Annotated in this window: 14 protein-coding genes; 8 read left to right on the top strand and 6 right to left on the bottom strand. The window is 62.6% G+C overall.

Annotated features, from left to right (window positions below; translation table 11 throughout):
• Positions 1–43: 43 nt before the first annotated feature.
• From alaS to PCO31010_RS05795, 5 genes are all read left to right on the top strand, one after another.
• Entirely contained in the window at positions 44–2,668 is a 2,625-nt protein-coding gene (alaS, locus tag PCO31010_RS05815; RefSeq protein ID WP_150663343.1) for an alanine--tRNA ligase, read from the top strand.
• Between the two features lie 208 nt (positions 2,669–2,876).
• A complete protein-coding gene (locus PCO31010_RS05810; RefSeq protein ID WP_150663342.1) occupies positions 2,877–4,130 on the top strand; it encodes a YbfB/YjiJ family MFS transporter in 1,254 nt (417 codons plus the stop codon).
• A gap of 56 nt (positions 4,131–4,186) precedes the next feature.
• The gene (locus PCO31010_RS05805; RefSeq protein ID WP_150663341.1) at positions 4,187–4,957 is read left to right on the top strand and encodes a class II aldolase/adducin family protein; all 771 of its coding nucleotides are present in this window, start codon (positions 4,187–4,189) and stop codon (positions 4,955–4,957) included.
• A gap of 105 nt (positions 4,958–5,062) precedes the next feature.
• On the top strand, positions 5,063–5,266 hold the full coding sequence (locus tag PCO31010_RS05800) for a 4-oxalocrotonate tautomerase (RefSeq protein WP_425494998.1): 204 nt from the start codon (positions 5,063–5,065) through the stop codon (positions 5,264–5,266).
• Positions 5,267–5,477: 211 nt separating this feature from the next.
• On the top strand, positions 5,478–6,470 hold the full coding sequence (locus PCO31010_RS05795; RefSeq protein WP_246184480.1) for a threonine aldolase family protein: 993 nt from the start codon (positions 5,478–5,480) through the stop codon (positions 6,468–6,470).
• A 9-nt stretch (positions 6,471–6,479) separates the two neighbouring features.
• Here PCO31010_RS05795 and PCO31010_RS05790 read toward each other — a convergent pair whose 3' ends face one another.
• Entirely contained in the window at positions 6,480–7,775 is a 1,296-nt protein-coding gene (locus PCO31010_RS05790; RefSeq protein WP_150663529.1) for a chloride channel protein, read from the bottom strand.
• A gap of 264 nt (positions 7,776–8,039) precedes the next feature.
• Between PCO31010_RS05790 and PCO31010_RS05785 the strand changes: the two genes are divergently transcribed.
• Both PCO31010_RS05785 and PCO31010_RS05780 read left to right on the top strand, forming a co-directional pair.
• Positions 8,040–8,570: an NUDIX domain-containing protein gene (locus PCO31010_RS05785; RefSeq protein WP_150663339.1), complete on the top strand. Its 531-nt coding sequence runs from the start codon at positions 8,040–8,042 to the stop codon at positions 8,568–8,570.
• 136 nt (positions 8,571–8,706) lie between these two features.
• The gene (locus PCO31010_RS05780; RefSeq protein ID WP_039402727.1) at positions 8,707–8,934 is read left to right on the top strand and encodes a sulfurtransferase TusA family protein; all 228 of its coding nucleotides are present in this window, start codon (positions 8,707–8,709) and stop codon (positions 8,932–8,934) included.
• A 118-nt stretch (positions 8,935–9,052) separates the two neighbouring features.
• On the opposite strand, the gene galU is transcribed toward PCO31010_RS05780, so the two are convergent.
• A complete protein-coding gene (gene galU / locus PCO31010_RS05775) occupies positions 9,053–9,940 on the bottom strand; it encodes a UTP--glucose-1-phosphate uridylyltransferase GalU (protein WP_039397316.1) in 888 nt (295 codons plus the stop codon).
• Between the two features lie 29 nt (positions 9,941–9,969).
• Positions 9,970–12,831, bottom strand: coding sequence for a valine--tRNA ligase (locus tag PCO31010_RS05770; protein ID WP_150663338.1), 2,862 nt, complete (start codon positions 12,829–12,831; stop codon positions 9,970–9,972).
• 110 nt (positions 12,832–12,941) lie between these two features.
• Between PCO31010_RS05770 and PCO31010_RS05765 the strand changes: the two genes are divergently transcribed.
• On the top strand, positions 12,942–15,260 hold the full coding sequence (locus PCO31010_RS05765) for a UvrD-helicase domain-containing protein (protein WP_150663337.1): 2,319 nt from the start codon (positions 12,942–12,944) through the stop codon (positions 15,258–15,260).
• Positions 15,261–15,332: 72 nt separating this feature from the next.
• Here PCO31010_RS05765 and PCO31010_RS05760 read toward each other — a convergent pair whose 3' ends face one another.
• The 3 genes from PCO31010_RS05760 to PCO31010_RS05750 form a co-directional block, all read right to left on the bottom strand.
• Positions 15,333–16,145, bottom strand: a complete 813-nt coding sequence (locus tag PCO31010_RS05760) for a BPSS1780 family membrane protein (RefSeq protein WP_150663336.1) — start codon at positions 16,143–16,145, stop codon at positions 15,333–15,335.
• A 30-nt stretch (positions 16,146–16,175) separates the two neighbouring features.
• Positions 16,176–17,147, bottom strand: coding sequence for a homoserine kinase (locus PCO31010_RS05755; RefSeq protein ID WP_150663335.1), 972 nt, complete (start codon positions 17,145–17,147; stop codon positions 16,176–16,178).
• Positions 17,148–17,294: 147 nt separating this feature from the next.
• Complete coding sequence (locus PCO31010_RS05750) at positions 17,295–17,663, bottom strand: hypothetical protein (RefSeq protein ID WP_039402729.1); 369 nt, start codon at positions 17,661–17,663, stop codon at positions 17,295–17,297.
• Between the last annotated feature and the right edge of the window lie 100 nt (positions 17,664–17,763).

Below are 17,763 nucleotides of genomic sequence, written 5' to 3'. Positions count from 1 at the left end.
CGCCAGGCTTTGCCTGCCCGGTCCCCACGCTTCCACGCAGCCTATGAAAGTCGCAGACATTCGGGAAAAATTCCTAAACTTCTTCGAGTCGAAGGGGCACACCATCGTGCGCTCGTCGAGCCTCGTGCCGTCCAATGACCCCACGCTGCTGTTCACGAACTCCGGCATGGTGCAGTTCAAGGACGTCTTCCTCGGACTCGAATCGCGCCCGTACACGCGCGCGACCACGGCCCAGCGCAGCGTGCGCGCCGGCGGTAAGCACAACGACCTCGAAAACGTGGGCTATACCGCCCGTCACCATACGTTCTTCGAAATGCTGGGCAACTTCTCGTTCGGCGATTACTTCAAGCGCGAAGCGATTCAGTACGCGTGGGAATTGCTGACGACCGTCTACAAGCTCCCGAAGGAAAAGCTCTGGGTCACCGTCTACAAGGAAGACGACGAGGCCTACGACATCTGGGCGAAGGAAGTGGGCGTGCCGGCCGAGCGCATCATCCGCATCGGCGACAACAAGGGCGCGCGTTACGCCTCGGATAACTTCTGGCAGATGGCCGATACCGGCCCGTGCGGCCCGTGCTCGGAAATCTTCTTCGACCACGGTGAAGACGTGTGGGGTGGCCCGCCGGGATCGCCGGAAGAAGACGGCGACCGCTACATCGAAATCTGGAACCTCGTGTTCATGCAGTTCAACCGCGACGAGCAGGGCAATATGACGCCGCTGCCCAAGCCGTGCGTTGACACCGGCATGGGGCTGGAGCGTATTGCGGCCGTGCTGCAACACGTTCACAGCAACTACGAGATCGACCTGTTCCAGCACCTGATCAAGGCCGCCGGTCGTGAGACGGGCGTGACCGACCTCAATGCGAACTCGCTCAAGGTGATCGCCGATCACATCCGTGCGTGCTCGTTCCTGATCGTCGACGGCGTGATTCCGGGTAACGAAGGCCGTGGTTACGTGCTGCGCCGTATCATCCGCCGCGCGATCCGTCACGGTTACAAGCTCGGCTGCAAGAAGCCGTTCTTCTACAAGCTCGTGCCGGATCTGGTCGCCGAGATGGGCGTTGCCTATCCGGAACTGGCGCAGGCGCAGCAGCGCGTGACCGACGTGCTCAAGCAGGAAGAAGAGCGCTTCGGCGAGACCATCGAGAACGGCATGGAAATTCTCGAAGGCGCGCTGGCCGATCTGGCCAAGAAGGGCGTGACCACGCTCGACGGCGAACTGGCATTCAAGCTGCACGACACCTACGGCTTCCCGCTCGATCTGACGGCGGACGTTTGCCGCGAGCGCAGCATCACGGTGGACGAAGCAGGCTTCGACGCCGCGATGGCGCGTCAACGTGAGCAGGCGCGCGCCGCAGGCAAGTTCAAGATGGCGACCGCCCTCGAATACACGGGCGACAAGACGCGCTTCGAAGGCTACGACAAGCTCGCGCTCGAAGGCGCGAAGGTCACGGCTTTGTACGTCGACGGCACCAGCGTGGCCAAGATGACTGCTGGTCAGCAAGGCATCGTTGTGCTCGACACGACGCCGTTCTACGCCGAGTCGGGCGGTCAGGTGGGCGATCAGGGTCTGATCGTCGCCGGGGCTGCGCGTTTCGGCGTGTCGGACACGCAGAAGATTCAGGCCGACGTGTTCGGTCACTACGGTTCGCTGGAATCGGGTGAGCTGAAGGTCGGTGAAGCGGTAACGGCGCAGGTCGATGCCGTGCGTCGCGCGCGCACCGTGCGCAACCACTCGGCGACTCACCTGATGCACAAGGCCTTGCGCGAAGTGCTGGGTGGTCACGTGCAACAGAAGGGCTCGCTTGTCGACGCCGACAAGACCCGCTTCGACTTCGCGCATAACGCTGCGATGACGGCCGACGAAATTCGTCGCGTGGAAGATATCGTGAACGCCGAAGTGCTGGCGAACGCGCCGACGCAAGCCGCGCTGATGTCGTTCGACGACGCGGTCAAGGGCGGCGCAATGGCGCTGTTCGGCGAGAAGTACGGCGACGAAGTGCGCGTGCTAGACATCGGCACATCGCGCGAACTGTGCGGCGGTACGCACGTCTCGCGTACGGGCGATATCGGCCTGTTCAAGATCGTGATGGAAGGTGGCGTGGCCGCCGGTATCCGTCGCGTGGAAGCGATCACCGGCGATAACTCGGTGCGCTTCGTCCAGACGCTCGACGACCAGATCAACGAAGCAGCTGCCGCGCTCAAGACGCAACCTGCAGAACTGAGCCCGCGTATCGCGCAGGTGCAGGAGCAGGTCAAGTCGCTGGAGAAGGAACTGGCGGCGCTCAAGTCAAAGCTGGCATCGAGCCAGGGCGATGAACTGGTCGAGAAGGCCGTCGACGTGAGCGGTCTGAAGGTGCTGGCCGCGCAACTCGAAGGCGCCGACGCCAAGACGCTGCGCGAGACGATGGACAAGCTCAAAGACAAGCTGAAGAGCGCAGCTATTGTGCTGGCTGCCGTCGAAGGCGGTAAGGTCACGCTGATCGCCGGTGTGACGGCGGACGCGACGGCCAAGGTCAAGGCGGGCGAACTCGTCAACTTCGTCGCTCAGCAGGTCGGCGGCAAGGGCGGCGGTCGTCCGGACATGGCGCAGGCCGGTGGTACCGACCCGTCGCAACTGCCGCAGGCGCTCGCTGGCGTGCAGGCATGGGTGGCTGGCAAGCTGTAATGGGGCGATGACGGGGGTTATCTCTCGTTTCACTCACGCCTGATTCATCAAAACGCGCACTTCGGTGCGCGTTTTGCATTTCAGGCCGGTCGGCGCGCGCTATTGCCCTGCCGGGGGCAGGGGCACCGTCACCTTCGGCAATGGTTTGCATGTAAAGTATTTGCCACGATTCACGTCAACTTCTTTCGCCTGCGGGCCAGCCATCGCCATGCCAGCTACTCTCGCCGATTCCGACCGTGTCACGAAGCTGCGTCAACCGTCGCCGGAGCGCGCGGCCTGGCGCATCGCGTTGTCGTGCATGCTCGCCTTGTCGATTGCGATGGGGATCGGCCGCTTCGCTTTCACGCCGATGCTGCCACTCATGCTGCATGAGCATCTCACCGACATTCAGCACGGCAGTTGGCTCGCGTCGCTGAACTATGCGGGGTACTTCATCGGGGCGTTGTCGTGCATGTGGCTGCACTTCACGCCGACGCTCCTCATTCGCTTCGCACTCGCCGCCACGGTCGCGCTGACGTTGGCGATGGGGCTGATGGAATCGTTCGTCGTGTGGGCGATCGTGCGCACGCTCGCGGGCGTGATGAGCGCATGGGCGATGGTGTTCTCGGCGGGGTGGGGCTTTCGCAAACTGGCCGAGCTGCGCATGCCGAGTCTCGGTGGTGTGATCTTTGCCGGGCCCGGCGCGGGTATTGTGGTGACGGGCTTGCTCGCGAGCCTGAACGATGCGCTCGGCTGGCCTGCGCGCGGCGGCTGGTTGCTGTGCGGCGTGCTCGCGCTGGGGTTGCTGGCCGTCATCTGGCGGACGTTCGTGGCCGATGTACCCGTGGCCGTCGATGCGACCAAGTCGGCCGACGCTGCCAAGTCTACGGCCGCCACCGCCGCGCCCTCGATCAATCACGGCAGCGGCGAGAGCGTGATCCCCGTCACGATCCTGTACAGCTTCGCAGGCTTCGGCTACATCATCACGGCGACCTTCCTGCCGGTGATCGCGCGTCAGGCATTGCCCGGCTCACCGTGGCCCGACCTGTTCTTCCCGCTGCTCGGTCTGATGGTGATTCCGGGAGCCATCATCGGGGCACGCGCGCCGCTCGCGTGGGATAACCGTTTGCTGCTCGCGGTGTGCTACGTCATGCAAGGGCTGGGGGTGGGCATCGGCATCGTGCTGCCGAACGTCGTGGGCTTCGCGATGGGGAGTGTGCTCGTGGGGCTGCCGTTCACGGCGATTACGGTCTACGCGGTGCGCGAGTGCCGACGTTTGCGTGGGGACAATGCCAATGGTCTGATCGGGCTGGTGACGGCATCCTATGGCATCGGGCAGATCGTCGGCCCACTGGTGGCCGCGCCGCTCGTCGCCGCGACCGGCGGATTCACGACGGCATTGCTGTGTGCCAGCGGCGTGCTGGCGCTCGGGGCTATCGGTTTCGTGTGGGACTGGCGTCGTTCGCTCGAACGCGCGCCCTGATACGACAACTCCGGTAGGCCTTCGCTTGAATCTTCGGACTTTCCTCAGAGAAGCGTATGTCTTTTACCTTGAAGGCGGGCCGAAAGGCCGCCACTGTTATGAGCGACGAAGAGCGTCAGGTGCGCATCGATCTTGCCGCCTGCTATCGCCTCGTGGCGCTGAACGGCTGGGACGATCTCATCTACACGCACATCTCCGCGATGGTGCCGGGCGAGCCGGGGCACTTCCTCATCAATCCGTTCGGGCTGGCGTTCGACGAAGTGACGGCGTCGAATCTCGTGAAGATCACGATGGACGGCGAGATCGTGGGCGAGAGCGCGCACCCCGTCAACGTGACCGGGTTTGCGCTGCACGGAGCGGTGCACGCGGCGCGCCCGGATGCCGTTTGCGTCATGCATCTGCACAACACGGCGGGTATCGCCGTATCCATTCAGCCGCATGGCCTGCTGCCGATTTCGCAGCATGCGCTGCGCTTTCACGAGCGCATCGGATATCACGACTATGAAGGGCTGGCGTTTTCACCGTCGGAGGGCGAGCGGCTGGTGACGTCGCTTGGCGTGCATCCCGCGATGTTGCTGCGTAATCACGGCACGCTGACCGTCGGCCGCACGGTGGCGGAAGCCTTCGTGCTGATGGCGACGCTCATCAAGGCCTGCGAGATCCAGTTGCAGGCGCTGGCGGGCGGCGCTGCGCCGAATTTGCCGAGTCCGGCGGTGCAGGACAAGACGGCGATTCAGCTCGAAGACGGCGGCGCGATCGAGGGCGTGCTGGAATGGCCTGCGCTGCTGCGCAAACTCGATAGAATAGACGCCTCGTTTCGCGATTGACCGTTCGATGGAGGGCGCACGGACTTGTTGTCTGCGGCGCTCGGGCAGGGCATCGGAAACGTCCGGCAGCGCTACGCCGCCGGTTCCAATAACGACATCAGGAGATTGATCGCAATGCCAACGTTTCACGTCGAGATGTTCGAAGGGCGCACCGTCGAGCAAAAGCGCGCGTTCGTCAAAGCCGTTACGCAAGCCGCAGTGGAGACGATCGGTTGCACGCCGGGGTCCGTCGATATCATCATCACCGACATCAAGCCGGAAAACTGGTCTACGGCAGGCACGCTCTGGTCGGATCCGCGCCCCGAGTGAGCGCGCGAATCTGAAGTCGCAAATCTGTTAAGCCGGTGTCCGTCACCGGGCTGTCTGAAGCGGGAGCGTTGTGTGGCGTTCCCGCTGTCTTGAAGAGGTCGTCATGTCGCAAGCTCCGTCCGTTTCGAATACTGAGATCACGTCCACCGACGCGGCACAAACGCCGCAGCACTTCGCGTCCGACAACTACGCGGGGATTTGCCCCGAGGCCATGCGCTATCTGGTCGAGGCGAATGCCAGCGGTCACGAAGTGTCATATGGCGACGATACGTGGACGCAGCGCGTGTGCGACGGCATCCGGCAACTCTTCGACACGGACTGCGAAGTCTTCTTCGTTTTCAACGGCACGGCGGCCAACTCGCTTGCGCTGGCGTCGCTGTCGCAGTCCTATCACTCCGTCATTTGTCACGAACTGGCACACGTCGAGACGGACGAGTGCGGTGGTCCGGAGTTCTTCTCCAACGGCGCGAAGCTGCTCACCGCACGTGGTCGCGAAAACAACGGCAAGCTCACGCCAGACGCCGTCGAGGCCGTCATCAATCGCCGCTCGGACATCCACTTCCCGAAGCCCAAGGTCGTCACGCTCACGCAGGCGACGGAGGTCGGGACCGTCTACTCGGTCGATGAGGTCAAAGCGATCTCGGCGGTCGCCAAGCGCCGCAACCTGCGCGTGCACATGGACGGCGCACGCTTTGCCAACGCGGTGGCGACGCTCGGCTGCCATCCGGGCGACGTGACCTGGCGTGCGGGGGTAGACGTGCTGTGTTTCGGTGGCACGAAGAACGGTTTGCCGGTCGGCGAGGCGGTGGTGTTCTTCAACCGCTCGCTCGCAGAGGATTTTGCTTATCGCGTGAAGCAGGCGGGGCAGTTGGCCTCGAAGATGCGTTTCATCTCCGCGCCGTGGCTCGGCATGCTGGAGAACGACACGTGGCTGCGCCGTGCACGGCATGCGAACGAGATGGCGCAGTTGCTCGCGAGCCGCATCCGCGACATTCCCGGCGTATCGATCATGTTCGAGACGCAGGCCAACGGCGTGTTCGCAGAACTGCCGCCGCATGTCATCGAAGCGCTACGCGCGAAGGGCTGGCGCTTCTATACGTTCATCGGCGCAGGCGGCTGCCGCTTCATGTGCGCGTGGGATACCCGTGTGGAGACGGTAGAACGTCTGGCTGCAGATATCCGTGCGCTGAGTGTGACGGCGTAGCAGTTTCGATCAAGCCTGACGCGGCGCAGGCACCGTAGGCGTCAGGAAGCGGTGCGCCAAAGTGTGATAGAACGACGGCGCGATGGTCTTCGAGACCTGCGTCGACAGCAGTGCGACGGCCATGAGCGGAATCACCATCTGATGGCCGTCGATCATCTCCATGACGATCACAAACGACGTAATCGGCGATTGCGTCACCGCCGCCAGATAGCCGACCATACACAGCGCGGCCATCGCGGGCAGCGGTATCACGGACGTCACGTGCGCCATCACATTCCCCAGCCCGGCACCAATCGCCAGCGACGGTGCGAAGATCCCGCCGGGAATGCCAGACAGATACGACACGCACAACGCGGCAAACTTCAGCACGGCGTAAAACGGCGAGAGCGCCGCGTGCGACTCAAGCAAACCCCGCGCTTCGGCGTAGCCGCTGCCGAACGTGGTGCCGCCTGAGACAATGCCGATCACCGCAATCGCCAGACCGCACAGGAAGGCGAAGCGCACCGGGCGCGCGCGACGCAAATTGACCAGTTGCGCGGGCATCCATCGCGGCACGTTAAGCATCAACCAGCCGAAGAGTCCCCCGGCCACGCCCGTCAGCACACTGGCGACGATGAGCACCGGGATGAGTGCCCAGTTGAATTCGCTGATGGCCTTGATCTGGCCGAAATAGAGATAGTTGCCCTGCAGGCCGAGCGCCACGACGCCGGAGAAGATGATGGCGGTAATGAGTGTGCCGCTGCTGCGTGCGACGAAGCTGCGGCTCAGCTCTTCGATGGCGAACACGACGCCCGCGAGCGGCGTGTTGAACGCTGCCGCCAGACCTGCCGCTGCCCCGGCCAGTGTCAGTTGACGCTCGATGTGCACGCTGCTGCGGCGATACCCGCGTCGCATGGCGTACATCAGCGATGCGCCGATCTGCACGGTCGGGCCTTCGCGGCCGATCGTGAAGCCGCACAGAATGCCGAGAAACGAGATCGCGATCTTGCCGAACATGATGCGCAGCGTCAGCAGCGATTTCGACAAACGCGAGTCCTGAAGCGTTGCGATCACCTGGGGAATGCCACTGCCCTCGGCACCCCGGAAGAACTTTTGCGTCAGCCATATCGCCAGCGCGGCACCGAGCGGGGTGACGATCAGCGGCAGCCAGAAGCCATGCGTCAGCATGCGCTGGAATAGCTCGAATCCGAAGTCCACCAGCTTGGCGTAGGCCACCGACACCAGACCGACGAGCACTGCGCCGAGCCAGAACACACCATAGTTGTGCCACAGACGACGTGAGCGGCGCACTCCACGTTGGGTCAGCCGGGTGGATAGCGATTTAGGCGACGTGGCAGGAGCAGCGGGTGAGGGCGATGCAGACGGCGAGGACGACTGAGGTGGCGTGTCGGACGCGGGCGGAACGTTCGGTGGAATGTCAGTCACGGGGCCGTGATCGAAAATTGAAAGACGTTCGGCGATTATACGCCACGGCCTGTTTGGGCTTGGTCCGGACGCGTCTCGGAATTTGCCGAATATGCAGCGCGTCATGAGTTCATTTAATATGTTCGGATTCGCTGAAGAACGATCATGAACGAACTCATTTTTTGTCCCCGCTGTGCCTCTGCGCTCGATTCTCGCGAGGTCGCCGGGCGTATTCGCCGCGCCTGTCCGGACGCGGCCTGTGGTTTCGTCCACTGGGACAACCCGCTGCCGGTCGTGGCCGGGCTCGTGGAATACCGTGGCCAGATTCTGCTGGCACGCAATGCGGCGTGGACCGAAGGCATGTTCGCGCTCATCACCGGCTTTCTTGAGCGCGACGAGACCCCTGAAGACGGCATTCGCCGCGAAATCAAGGAAGAGACGAATCTGGAAGCCGATGCGATTTCACTGCTCGGCGTCTACGAATTCATGCGCAAGAACGAATTGATCATCGCGTATCACGCGGTCTGTGACGGTGATATTCAGCTCTCGGAGGAGCTGGCCGAGTTCCGGCTCGTCGCGCCGCATCAAGTGCGTCCGTGGCGCGCAGGGACCGGGCACGCGGTCGCCGAATGGCTACGACGGCGCAATCTGCCGGTCGAATACGTCGAATCGGCGCGGATGTCGATTGCTGGATGACGTACGGATGCGCCGATGGGCCGACGCGCTGAAACGGGCGTCGGCGGGAGCGTTCGGCGACGACTACGGTAGAATCGCGATTTGCGGGGCCAACTCCGCAACAGATTCGAACAAGACCGAAGAGAGGGACATGAGCATGGAATTCCAGAAAGAAGTCGACGCGAGCGGCCTGAACTGCCCGCTGCCGATCCTGCGTGCCAAGAAGGCGCTGGCGGAAATGCAAAGCGGCGAAGTGCTGCACATCATCGCCACCGATCCGGGCTCGGGGCGCGATTTCAGCGCCTTCGCCAAGCAAACCGGCAACGAACTGCTCGATACGCGCGAAGATGGCAAGACGTTCCACTTCTGGATGCGCCGTCGCTGATTGACGGTGGGTGTCGTCAGCGTCGATTGCATCGATGCCAACGCCCTAGCGGTACAGCAGACACAAAAAAACCGACGGACATGCCGTCGGTTTTTTTATTTGCGCAGGTGACAGACGCTCAGGTCAGGTCGCCCTGCACATCTTCCTGCAGATACTTGCGGAATGCGTCCTTCAGTTCCGGGTGACGCAGAGCGAACTCCACCGTCGCCTTCAGATAACCGAGCTTGCTGCCGCAATCGAAGCGCTTACCGTCGTAGCGATAGGCGAGCACGACTTCGTCCTGCATGAGTTTCTGGATGGCGTCCGTCAGTTGGATCTCGCCGCCCGAACCCGGATCGATCTCGCGGATGCAGTCGAAAATACGCGGACGCAGCACATAACGGCCAACCACGCCCAGATTCGACGGTGCATTTTCCGGCGCCGGCTTCTCGACGATGTCCGTCAGTTTGACGATCGCCTTCTCGCCCCAGTCCGTGCCCTTGACGATACCGTACGAGCGGCTTTGCTCGATGGGGATCTCTTCTACGCCGATGATCGAGTTGTGATACTGGTTGTACAGATCGACCATCTGCTTGAGCACCGGCGGCTGGCCGTCGAGCAAGTCGTCGGCAAGGATGACGGCGAACGGCTCGTCGCCCACCAGCTTCTCGGCGCACAGCACAGCGTGGCCCAGACCCAGCGCTTTCGGCTGACGCACATAGAAGCAATCGATGTGCGGCGGCTTGATCGAATGCACGACGTCGAGCAGCGCCTGCTTGTTCTTCGCTTCGAGTTCGGCTTCGAGTTCGAATGCCGTATCGAAGTGATCTTCGATGGCGCGCTTGTTACGGCCTGTTACGAAAATCATCTCGGTGATGCCAGCCGCTGCCGCCTCTTCCACGGCGTACTGAATCAGCGGCTTGTCCACGACCGGCAGCATTTCCTTGGGGCTCGCCTTGGTCGCCGGCAGAAACCGGGTGCCGAGCCCCGCAACGGGGAAGACGGCTTTGGTCACAATGGCTTTCATTAGTATCTCCCTGATGAATATTGCGCGTCTCAGGCGGGCAGGCGGGCGAGTTGTGCCTGCAATTTGCCGAGTACCGCTTCAAAGTCGACTAATCGTTGCTTCTCAAGTTCCACAACGTTGGCTGGGGCGCGCGCCACGAAACTCTCGTTGGAGAGCTTGCCGTGGCATTTGGCGATCTCGCCTTCGAGGCGCTTCACTTCCTTGCCGAGGCGTTCGCGCTCGGCCGCAACATCGATTTCGACCTTCAATGCCAACTTGTTTGCACCCACCACGGCGAGCGGCGCGCCGGCGGCCTGCGCGTCGAGCGCGGCTTCGTCGGCCAGCACCTGCACTTCCGAGAGTTTCGCCAGCGTTTGCAGATACGGGGCAATCGACGTCAGGAACGGCACATCGCCCGCGACCAGCAGCGGCACGCGTTGCGCCGGCGACAGGTTCATTTCGCCGCGCAGGTTACGGCATGCATCCACGGCGGCCTTCAGTTGCTGCATCCAGGCTTCGTCGCTTTCGTCGATCTTGCTGGTATCGGCGACCGGATACGGCTGCACCATGATACTGGCTTCGCCCGGCGCCTTGTCGGCCGGATAGCGGCCAGCCAGCGGGGCCACCTTCTGCCACAGGGCTTCGGTGATGAACGGAATGATCGGGTGGGCAAGACGCAGCACCGTTTCCAGCACGCGCAGCAGCGTGCGGCGCGTGGCGCGCTGTTGCGCCGGGGTGCCGTTCTGAATCTGCCACTTGGCCAGTTCGACGTACCAGTCGCAGTACTCGTCCCACACGAATTTGTAGATCGCGCTGGCGATGTTGTCGAAGCGGTAGTCGGCAAAGCCCTTCGCAACGTCGGCTTCCACGCGCTGGAGCAACGAGACGATCCAGCGGTCGGCGCGCGAGAAGTCGAGCTGACCCTCCGGGCCGCAATCGCCCACGCACGGCGCGAGACCGCAATCCTGACCTTCGCAGTTCATCAGCACGAAGCGCGTGGCGTTCCACAGCTTGTTGCAGAAGTTGCGATAGCCTTCGCAGCGCGCGAGATCGAAGTTGATGTTGCGGCCAAGCGTGGCCATCGATGCGAACGTGAAGCGCAGCGCGTCGGTGCCGAACGGCGCGATGCCCTCCGGGAATTCCTTGCGGGTCTTCTTCTCGATGGTCGCGGCTTGCTTCGGGTTCATCAGACCCGTGGTGCGCTTGGCGAGCAGGGCGTCGAGCGACACGCCGTCGACGATGTCGATCGGATCGAGCGTGTTGCCCTTCGACTTGGACATCTTCTGGCCTTCGGCGTCGCGCACAAGGCCGTGCACGTACACGGTCTTGAACGGCACCTTGCCGGTGAAGTGCGTGGTCATCATGACCATGCGCGCCACCCAGAAGAAGATGATGTCGAAGCCGGTCACGAGCACCGACGACGGCAGGAAGTGCTTCAGTTCCGGGGTTTCCTGCGGCCAGCCCAGCGACGAGAACGGCACGAGCGCCGACGAGAACCACGTGTCGAGCACGTCTTCGTCGCGCTTGAGCGCACCGGTGGAGCCGGCGGCACGCGCTTTCTCGATGGCTTCGGCTTCGGTGCGGGCGACGAACACGTTGCCTGCGTCGTCGTACCACGCCGGAATCTGATGGCCCCACCAGAGCTGACGGGAAATGCACCAGTCCTGAATGTTCTCGAGCCACTGGTTGTAGGTCGTCGTCCAGTTCTCCGGCACGAACTTGATCTCACCGCTGCGCACGACGTCGAGCGCAGTTTCGGTGATCGACTTGCCGGGGTGGAACGTGCCTTCGGGGGCTGGCTTGCTCATTGCGACGAACCACTGGTCCGTGAGCATCGGTTCGATGACCGTGCCCGTGCGGTCGCTGCGCGGCACCATCAGCTTGTGCGGCTTGACCGATTCGAGCAGGCCCAGCGCGTCGAGGTCGGCGACGATCTGCTTGCGCGCGTCGAAACGATCCAGCCCCTGGTACTTTACGGGCGCGTTTTCGTTGATCTTCGCGTCGAGCGTGAGGATGTTGATCTGCGGCAGGTTATGGCGCTGACCGACAGCGTAGTCGTTGAAATCGTGTGCCGGGGTGACTTTCACCACGCCCGTACCGAATTCGAGGTCGACGTAGTCGTCGGCGATGATCGGGATTTCACGGTCCGTGAGCGGCAGCTTGGCCGACTTGCCGATCAGGTGCTTGTAGCGCTCGTCTTCCGGGTGCACCATCAGTGCGGTGTCGCCCAGCATCGTTTCCGGACGCGTGGTTGCGACCGTGAGCGTGCCGGAGCCATCGGCGAGCGGGTAGCGGATGTGCCACAGCGAGCCTTCTTCTTCCTCGCTGACCACTTCCAGATCGGACACGGCTGTGAGCAGCGTCGATTCCCAGTTCACGAGACGCTTGCCGCGATAGATCAGACCCTGCTCGTACAGTGCGACGAACACATCGCGCACGGCGCTGGACATCTTCTCGTCCATCGTGAAGTACTCGCGGCTCCAATCGATGGAAGCCCCGAGACGGCGCACCTGACGCGTGATCGTGCTGCCCGACTGCTCCTTCCACTCCCAGACGCGTTCCGTGAACTTCTCGCGGCCGAGGTCATGGCGCGAGACCTTCTGGGCGTCGAGTTGACGCTCGACGACGATCTGCGTGGCGATGCCCGCATGGTCGGTGCCCGGCACCCACAGGGTGTTCGCGCCCTTCATGCGGTGGTAGCGCGTCAGACCATCCATGATCGTCTGGTTGAACGCGTGCCCCATGTGCAGCGTGCCGGTGACGTTCGGCGGCGGCAACTGGATGCTGAAATCTTCGCGGGCGTCGTCGAGGGTCGGGCGGGCATAGCCGCGGCGTTCCCATTCGGGGCCCCAGTGGGCTTCGACGTCCTGCGGCTCGAAGCTCTTGGCAAGCGTATTGTCGCTGTCGCTCATGGATTGATGGACCGTGTAATGCGTGAAACCTTGAATTATAAAAGATTCGGTGGCGTTTCCGCGCCGCAGCAGGATTTATAATCGGGCTTCACTCGAAATTCCTCCCCGACATGCCCGATCTGCTCGCCAATCTGAACCCCGAACAACTGGCCGCCGTCACGCTTCCCGACGAGCCTGCCCTCATTCTCGCGGGCGCGGGTTCCGGCAAGACGCGCGTGCTCACGACCCGTATCGCCTGGCTAATCCAGCAGGGACACGTCGGCCCGGCGGGCATTTTGGCGGTGACCTTTACCAATAAGGCCGCCAAGGAAATGCAGGCCCGGCTTGGCGCGATGCTGCCGATCAGCACGCGTGCGATGTGGATCGGCACCTTCCACGGGCTGTGCAACCGCATGCTGCGCGCGCATTTTCGCGACGCTGGGCTGCCGCAGAGCTTCCAGATCCTCGACCAGTCCGATCAGCTCTCCGCCATCAAGCGGATGATGAAGGCAGCGAATGTCGACGATGAGAAATTTCCGCCGAAAAACCTGCAATATTTCATCAACAACGCGAAGGAACAGGGCCTGCGGCCGCATGAAGTCGAGGCCAACGACGCGTTCAATCAGAAGTTCGTCGAACTGTACGCGAGCTACCAGGAGCAATGCCAGCGCGAGGGTGTGGTCGATTTTGCCGAACTGCTGCTGCGCTGCTTCGAACTGCTCAAGCACAACGAGCCGCTGCGCGTGCATTACCAGTCGCGCTTCCGCCATATCCTCGTCGACGAGTTCCAGGACACCAACAAGCTCCAGTATGCGTGGCTGAAAATGCTCGCCGGTACAAACGCCGCCGTGTTCGCTGTGGGCGACGACGATCAGAGTATCTACGCGTTTCGTGGTGCCAACGTCGGTAATATGGCTGACTTCGAGCGTGAATTCCGCGTTCGTCACCTGATCAAGCTGGAGCAGAACTATCGCTCGCACGGCAATATTCTCGACGCCGCGAACGCGCTGATTTCCAACAACGCGCGACGTCTGGGCAAGAATCTGCGCACCGACGCGGGCCATGGCGAGCCGATTCGCGTCTATGAAGCGGCGACCGATCTGCAAGAGGCCAGCTGGCTCGTCGAGGAAATCAAGGCGCTGGTCGCGCAAGGCCTTTCCCGACAAGACGTGGCGATTCTGTATCGCAGCAACGCCCAGTCGCGGGTGATGGAGCATGCGCTGGTCGGCGCGGGCATCGCCTATCGCGTGTACGGTGGCCTGCGCTTTTTCGAGCGTCAGGAAGTCAAGCACGCGCTGGCGTATCTGCGTCTGATCGAAAATCCGAACGACGATACGGCGTTCGTGCGTGTCGTCAATTTCCCCACGCGCGGGATTGGCGCACGTTCGCTGGAGCAACTGGCCGACGCGGCGCGTCTCTACAACTGCTCCATGTATGCGGCTGTACCTTATATGACGGGCAAGGCCGGGACCAATCTACTGGCGTTCGTGCGCATGATCGAACAGATGCGCCATGCCACCGAGAGGCTCACGTTGCCGGAGGTGGTGACGCATGTCATCGACGCGAGCGGCCTGATTACGCACTATCAGACCGAGAAGGAAGGGCAGGATCGCATCGAGAACTTGCAGGAACTGGTGCATGCCGCCACGGCCTTCATCGCTGAAGAGGGCTATGGACTGGACGCACCGGCGCGTCTGATCGCGATGCGCCCCGCACTGCCTGGCGCGCCCGACGTGCTGGCGTCTCCCGATGGCGTGGTCGATGCCGATACGCCGGTGGAGATGACTCCGCTGGCAGGCTTCCTTTCGCACGCGTCGCTCGAAGCGGGCGACAACCAGGCCGAAGCCGGCCAGGACGCTGTGCAACTGATGACGGTGCACGCAGCCAAGGGGCTGGAATTCACGGCGGTGTTCGTCACCGGTCTCGAAGAGGGGCTGTTTCCGCACGAAAATAGCGCGCTCGAACTCGACGGGCTCGAAGAAGAGCGTCGTCTGATGTATGTGGCGATCACACGCGCGAAGGAGCGTCTGTACCTGTCGTTCACGCAAAGCCGCATGCTGCATGGTCAGACGCGCTACAACGTGCGCTCGCGCTTCTTCGACGAAATCCCCGAGGAAGTGCTGAAGTTCCTCACGCCGCGTGCGCAGCCGGGGGCGCGTCTGAGTCAAAGCGAACCGGCTTGGGGGCGCGACTGGTTCTCACGCCCGCAAGTCAGCGCGCCGAAGGACGAATGGGCGGCAACGAAGTCTGAGAAGGCGCTGGCCGATCGCTCGCGCGCGTCGGAGACGGGCTTCAAGCTGGGACAGGGCGTGTTCCACACCAAGTTCGGTGAAGGCAAGATCATCGGGCTGGAAGGCACGGGCGACGAAGCGCGTGCGCATGTGAAATTCGGCCGTCATGGCGAGAAATGGCTGGCGCTGGCTGTGGCGAAACTTCAGCCGATCGAGTGATCGTTGGCACTGCAATAAAAAAGGGCACCTTCGGGTGCCCTTTGCTTTTGTCGACGTCGCCCGATGCCTGCTTCAAGCCTCCGGCGGCGAAACGTTCGGATCGAGCGCCCCGATCTCCTGCACGCCGAAGCATCCGCGATAGCTGGCGTAGAACGAGCAGTAGATGATGGCGGCGAACAGCAGCGACAACGGCGAGACCAGAAGAATGGCGTATTGGAAGACGCCCAGCACGGCCATGATGATCGTGAGAATCATCGATGCCGCCGCCGCGAGCAGCATCACACACAGCGCGTAGACGACGAACGCGCGGAAGTTTCGCGTGCAGGCTGTCCAACTGAAGAAGATGGCCTTGACGGGCGTGATGTCGTGCCATGCTACGAGCACCGGCGCGAACCAGAACAACATCGCCACCGGGATGTACGCGATGGCGAAGGCGATGGCAGCGATCAATCCGGCGGTGCCGTTCATGATCTCGTCGCGATTGACGTTGCCGTCGAACAGCAGGTTGTTGATCAGTTCGCTGCCATTGAACAGCGACGAAATCAGGTAGGCGGCGATGGTTGCGGCCATGTAATACCCGCCCAGCACCAGCAGACGGCGGGCGATGTCTTTGCCGTGTCCGCGAAAACCGTCGAGCAGCACCTGCGGCAACACCTGCTTGTTCTTGATGATGTCGCGGCAAGCGGCCATGAAGCCCACCGACAGGCCGGGCACCAGGACGAGCAAAACGGGCCCGCCGATGATCGGCACGAAGGAGATCACCAACGTGCCGAACATATAGGCAAACAGCAGGCTCATGATGGCGAGCGGATTCTTGCGGAACAGCCAGATGCCCTGGCGCAGCCACAAATAACCACTCTTCGGCGGGACTTCAAGCAATTGCATAGGGTTCGAGAGACTCCGGGTGGGGTCGGGTTACAGCCAGGGAATGGAAACGGCTTCGATGCGTTTGCGCAGGATTCGTTCGAAATGCCCCGGATCGTGCGGCTTGAGCATTTCGGCCGCTCGCGGCAAGTGAAAATCATACAGGCGCGAGAGCCAGAATCGCAGCGCGCCCGCTCGCAGCATGTCTCGCCAGTGCGACGCCTCGATGTCGGTCAGCGGACGCACCGTCTCGTACGCGCGCAGCATCGCGAGCGCACGGGCGTCGTCCAGCTCACCGGTGGCGAGGTCGCAGCACCAGTCGTTGACCGTCACGGCCAGATCGAACAGCCACTTATCGCAGCCGGCAAAGTAAAAGTCGAAGAAGCCGCCCAGACGAGGCGAGCCGTCTTCGGCCTTGTCGAAGAGTACGTTATCGCGGAACAGATCGCAGTGGCACGGCCCGGCCTGCATCGCGCGATAGTCGCCCGAGCCGAAAAACGCCTCCTGATGCGCCATCTCGCTTTCCAGCAGCGTGCGCTCGGCATCGTTCAGGAACGGCAGCACGGCCGGAGCCGCCTCACGCCACCACGGCAGGCTGCGCAGGTTGGCCTGTTCCAGCGTGAAATCGCGTCCGGCCAGATGCATGCGGGCAAGCATTGCGCCGACATGGGCGCAATGCGCGGGCGTCGGCGCCAGTTCGGAGCGACCCGACAGTTTGGTGACGATGGTCGCGGGCTTGCCGTTCAGCTCGCCAAGGATCTCACCCGTGCGATCCGGAATCGGATCGGGCACGGGCACGCCGTGATGCGCCAGATGGCCCATCAATTGCAGGTAGAACGGCAACTGCGTGGCCGTGAGCTTCTCAAACAGCGTCAGCACGAACTCGCCGCGCTCGGTCGTCAGGAAGTAGTTGGTGTTCTCGATGCCCGAGCTGATGCCCCGGAAGTCGAGAACATTCCCCAAATCGTAGCGTTGCAGCCACTGCTGGAGCTGCTCGGGCGAGACGGAAGTAAAAACGGCCATGCTTGCGTTGAGTGGATAAGACTCAGACAAACGGCCCGTGCGCGTGCAGCGGGCCGCTGGTTTGAGACAAACAGGTGGCTCGCGCGCCGAACGAAATGAAGTATCGGAAGTGCCGGGGCGCGCGAATGAGTCAGATTACCAGAGACGTCAGAACTTCAGGCCGACGGACGGCAGACGGTCGTTTTGCGACGTGTTGTCACGTGCGCGCGGCGCGTTGTCGGGCGGCGTGGTCAACTGGTAGTTGGTGCCGAAACGGGAGTGGACATCGATTTCCGTGGGCTTGCCGCGATCGCGGTACTCGGTCACGGTCGTACCCTGGTCGTTGACGTAGTAGCTCGGCTTGCGTTCCTGATTGACGTCGACGTTCTGGACGCTGGTGGCAGCGGCGCGGGCGTCGGCTTCACGTTTGGCGGCTTGTGCGGCGGTTTCCTTGCCGTCCTGAGCGTAGACATGGCCGGCGAACAGCAGGCCGGCACCGATCAGCAGGGGCAGGGCACGGGAAAAGCGCGTTTTCATCATTATTCTCCGAGGGCGGGAACGCATCCGCGACGTAAGAGGCAAGCCGGGCCGGCGCAGCGGGTTCCAATCTGTCCATTCTATCAAACGTACCCCACTT

It is taken from the genome of Pandoraea commovens, from assembly GCF_902459615.1.
In the GTDB taxonomy this organism is placed as follows: domain Bacteria; phylum Pseudomonadota; class Gammaproteobacteria; order Burkholderiales; family Burkholderiaceae; genus Pandoraea; species Pandoraea commovens.
This window is presented reverse-complemented; position numbering and strand designations above follow the sequence as displayed.

What these genes read in the sequence shown, in the direction of transcription:
- PCO31010_RS05785 (WP_150663339.1), top strand. Translation starts at nt 8,040, where the DNA reads ATGAACGAACTCATTTTTTGTCCCCGCTGTGCCTCTGCGCTCGATTCT.
- PCO31010_RS05755 (WP_150663335.1), bottom strand. Translation starts at nt 17,147, where the DNA reads ATGGCCGTTTTTACTTCCGTCTCGCCCGAGCAGCTCCAGCAGTGGCTG.
- PCO31010_RS05780 (WP_039402727.1), top strand. Translation starts at nt 8,707, where the DNA reads ATGGAATTCCAGAAAGAAGTCGACGCGAGCGGCCTGAACTGCCCGCTG.
- PCO31010_RS05750 (WP_039402729.1), bottom strand. Translation starts at nt 17,663, where the DNA reads ATGAAAACGCGCTTTTCCCGTGCCCTGCCCCTGCTGATCGGTGCCGGC.
- PCO31010_RS05770 (WP_150663338.1), bottom strand. Translation starts at nt 12,831, where the DNA reads ATGAGCGACAGCGACAATACGCTTGCCAAGAGCTTCGAGCCGCAGGAC.
- PCO31010_RS05795 (WP_246184480.1), top strand. Translation starts at nt 5,478, where the DNA reads ATGCGCTATCTGGTCGAGGCGAATGCCAGCGGTCACGAAGTGTCATAT.
- PCO31010_RS05810 (WP_150663342.1), top strand. Translation starts at nt 2,877, where the DNA reads ATGCCAGCTACTCTCGCCGATTCCGACCGTGTCACGAAGCTGCGTCAA.
- alaS (WP_150663343.1), top strand. Translation starts at nt 44, where the DNA reads ATGAAAGTCGCAGACATTCGGGAAAAATTCCTAAACTTCTTCGAGTCG.
- PCO31010_RS05805 (WP_150663341.1), top strand. Translation starts at nt 4,187, where the DNA reads ATGTCTTTTACCTTGAAGGCGGGCCGAAAGGCCGCCACTGTTATGAGC.
- galU (WP_039397316.1), bottom strand. Translation starts at nt 9,940, where the DNA reads ATGAAAGCCATTGTGACCAAAGCCGTCTTCCCCGTTGCGGGGCTCGGC.
- PCO31010_RS05765 (WP_150663337.1), top strand. Translation starts at nt 12,942, where the DNA reads ATGCCCGATCTGCTCGCCAATCTGAACCCCGAACAACTGGCCGCCGTC.
- PCO31010_RS05760 (WP_150663336.1), bottom strand. Translation starts at nt 16,145, where the DNA reads ATGCAATTGCTTGAAGTCCCGCCGAAGAGTGGTTATTTGTGGCTGCGC.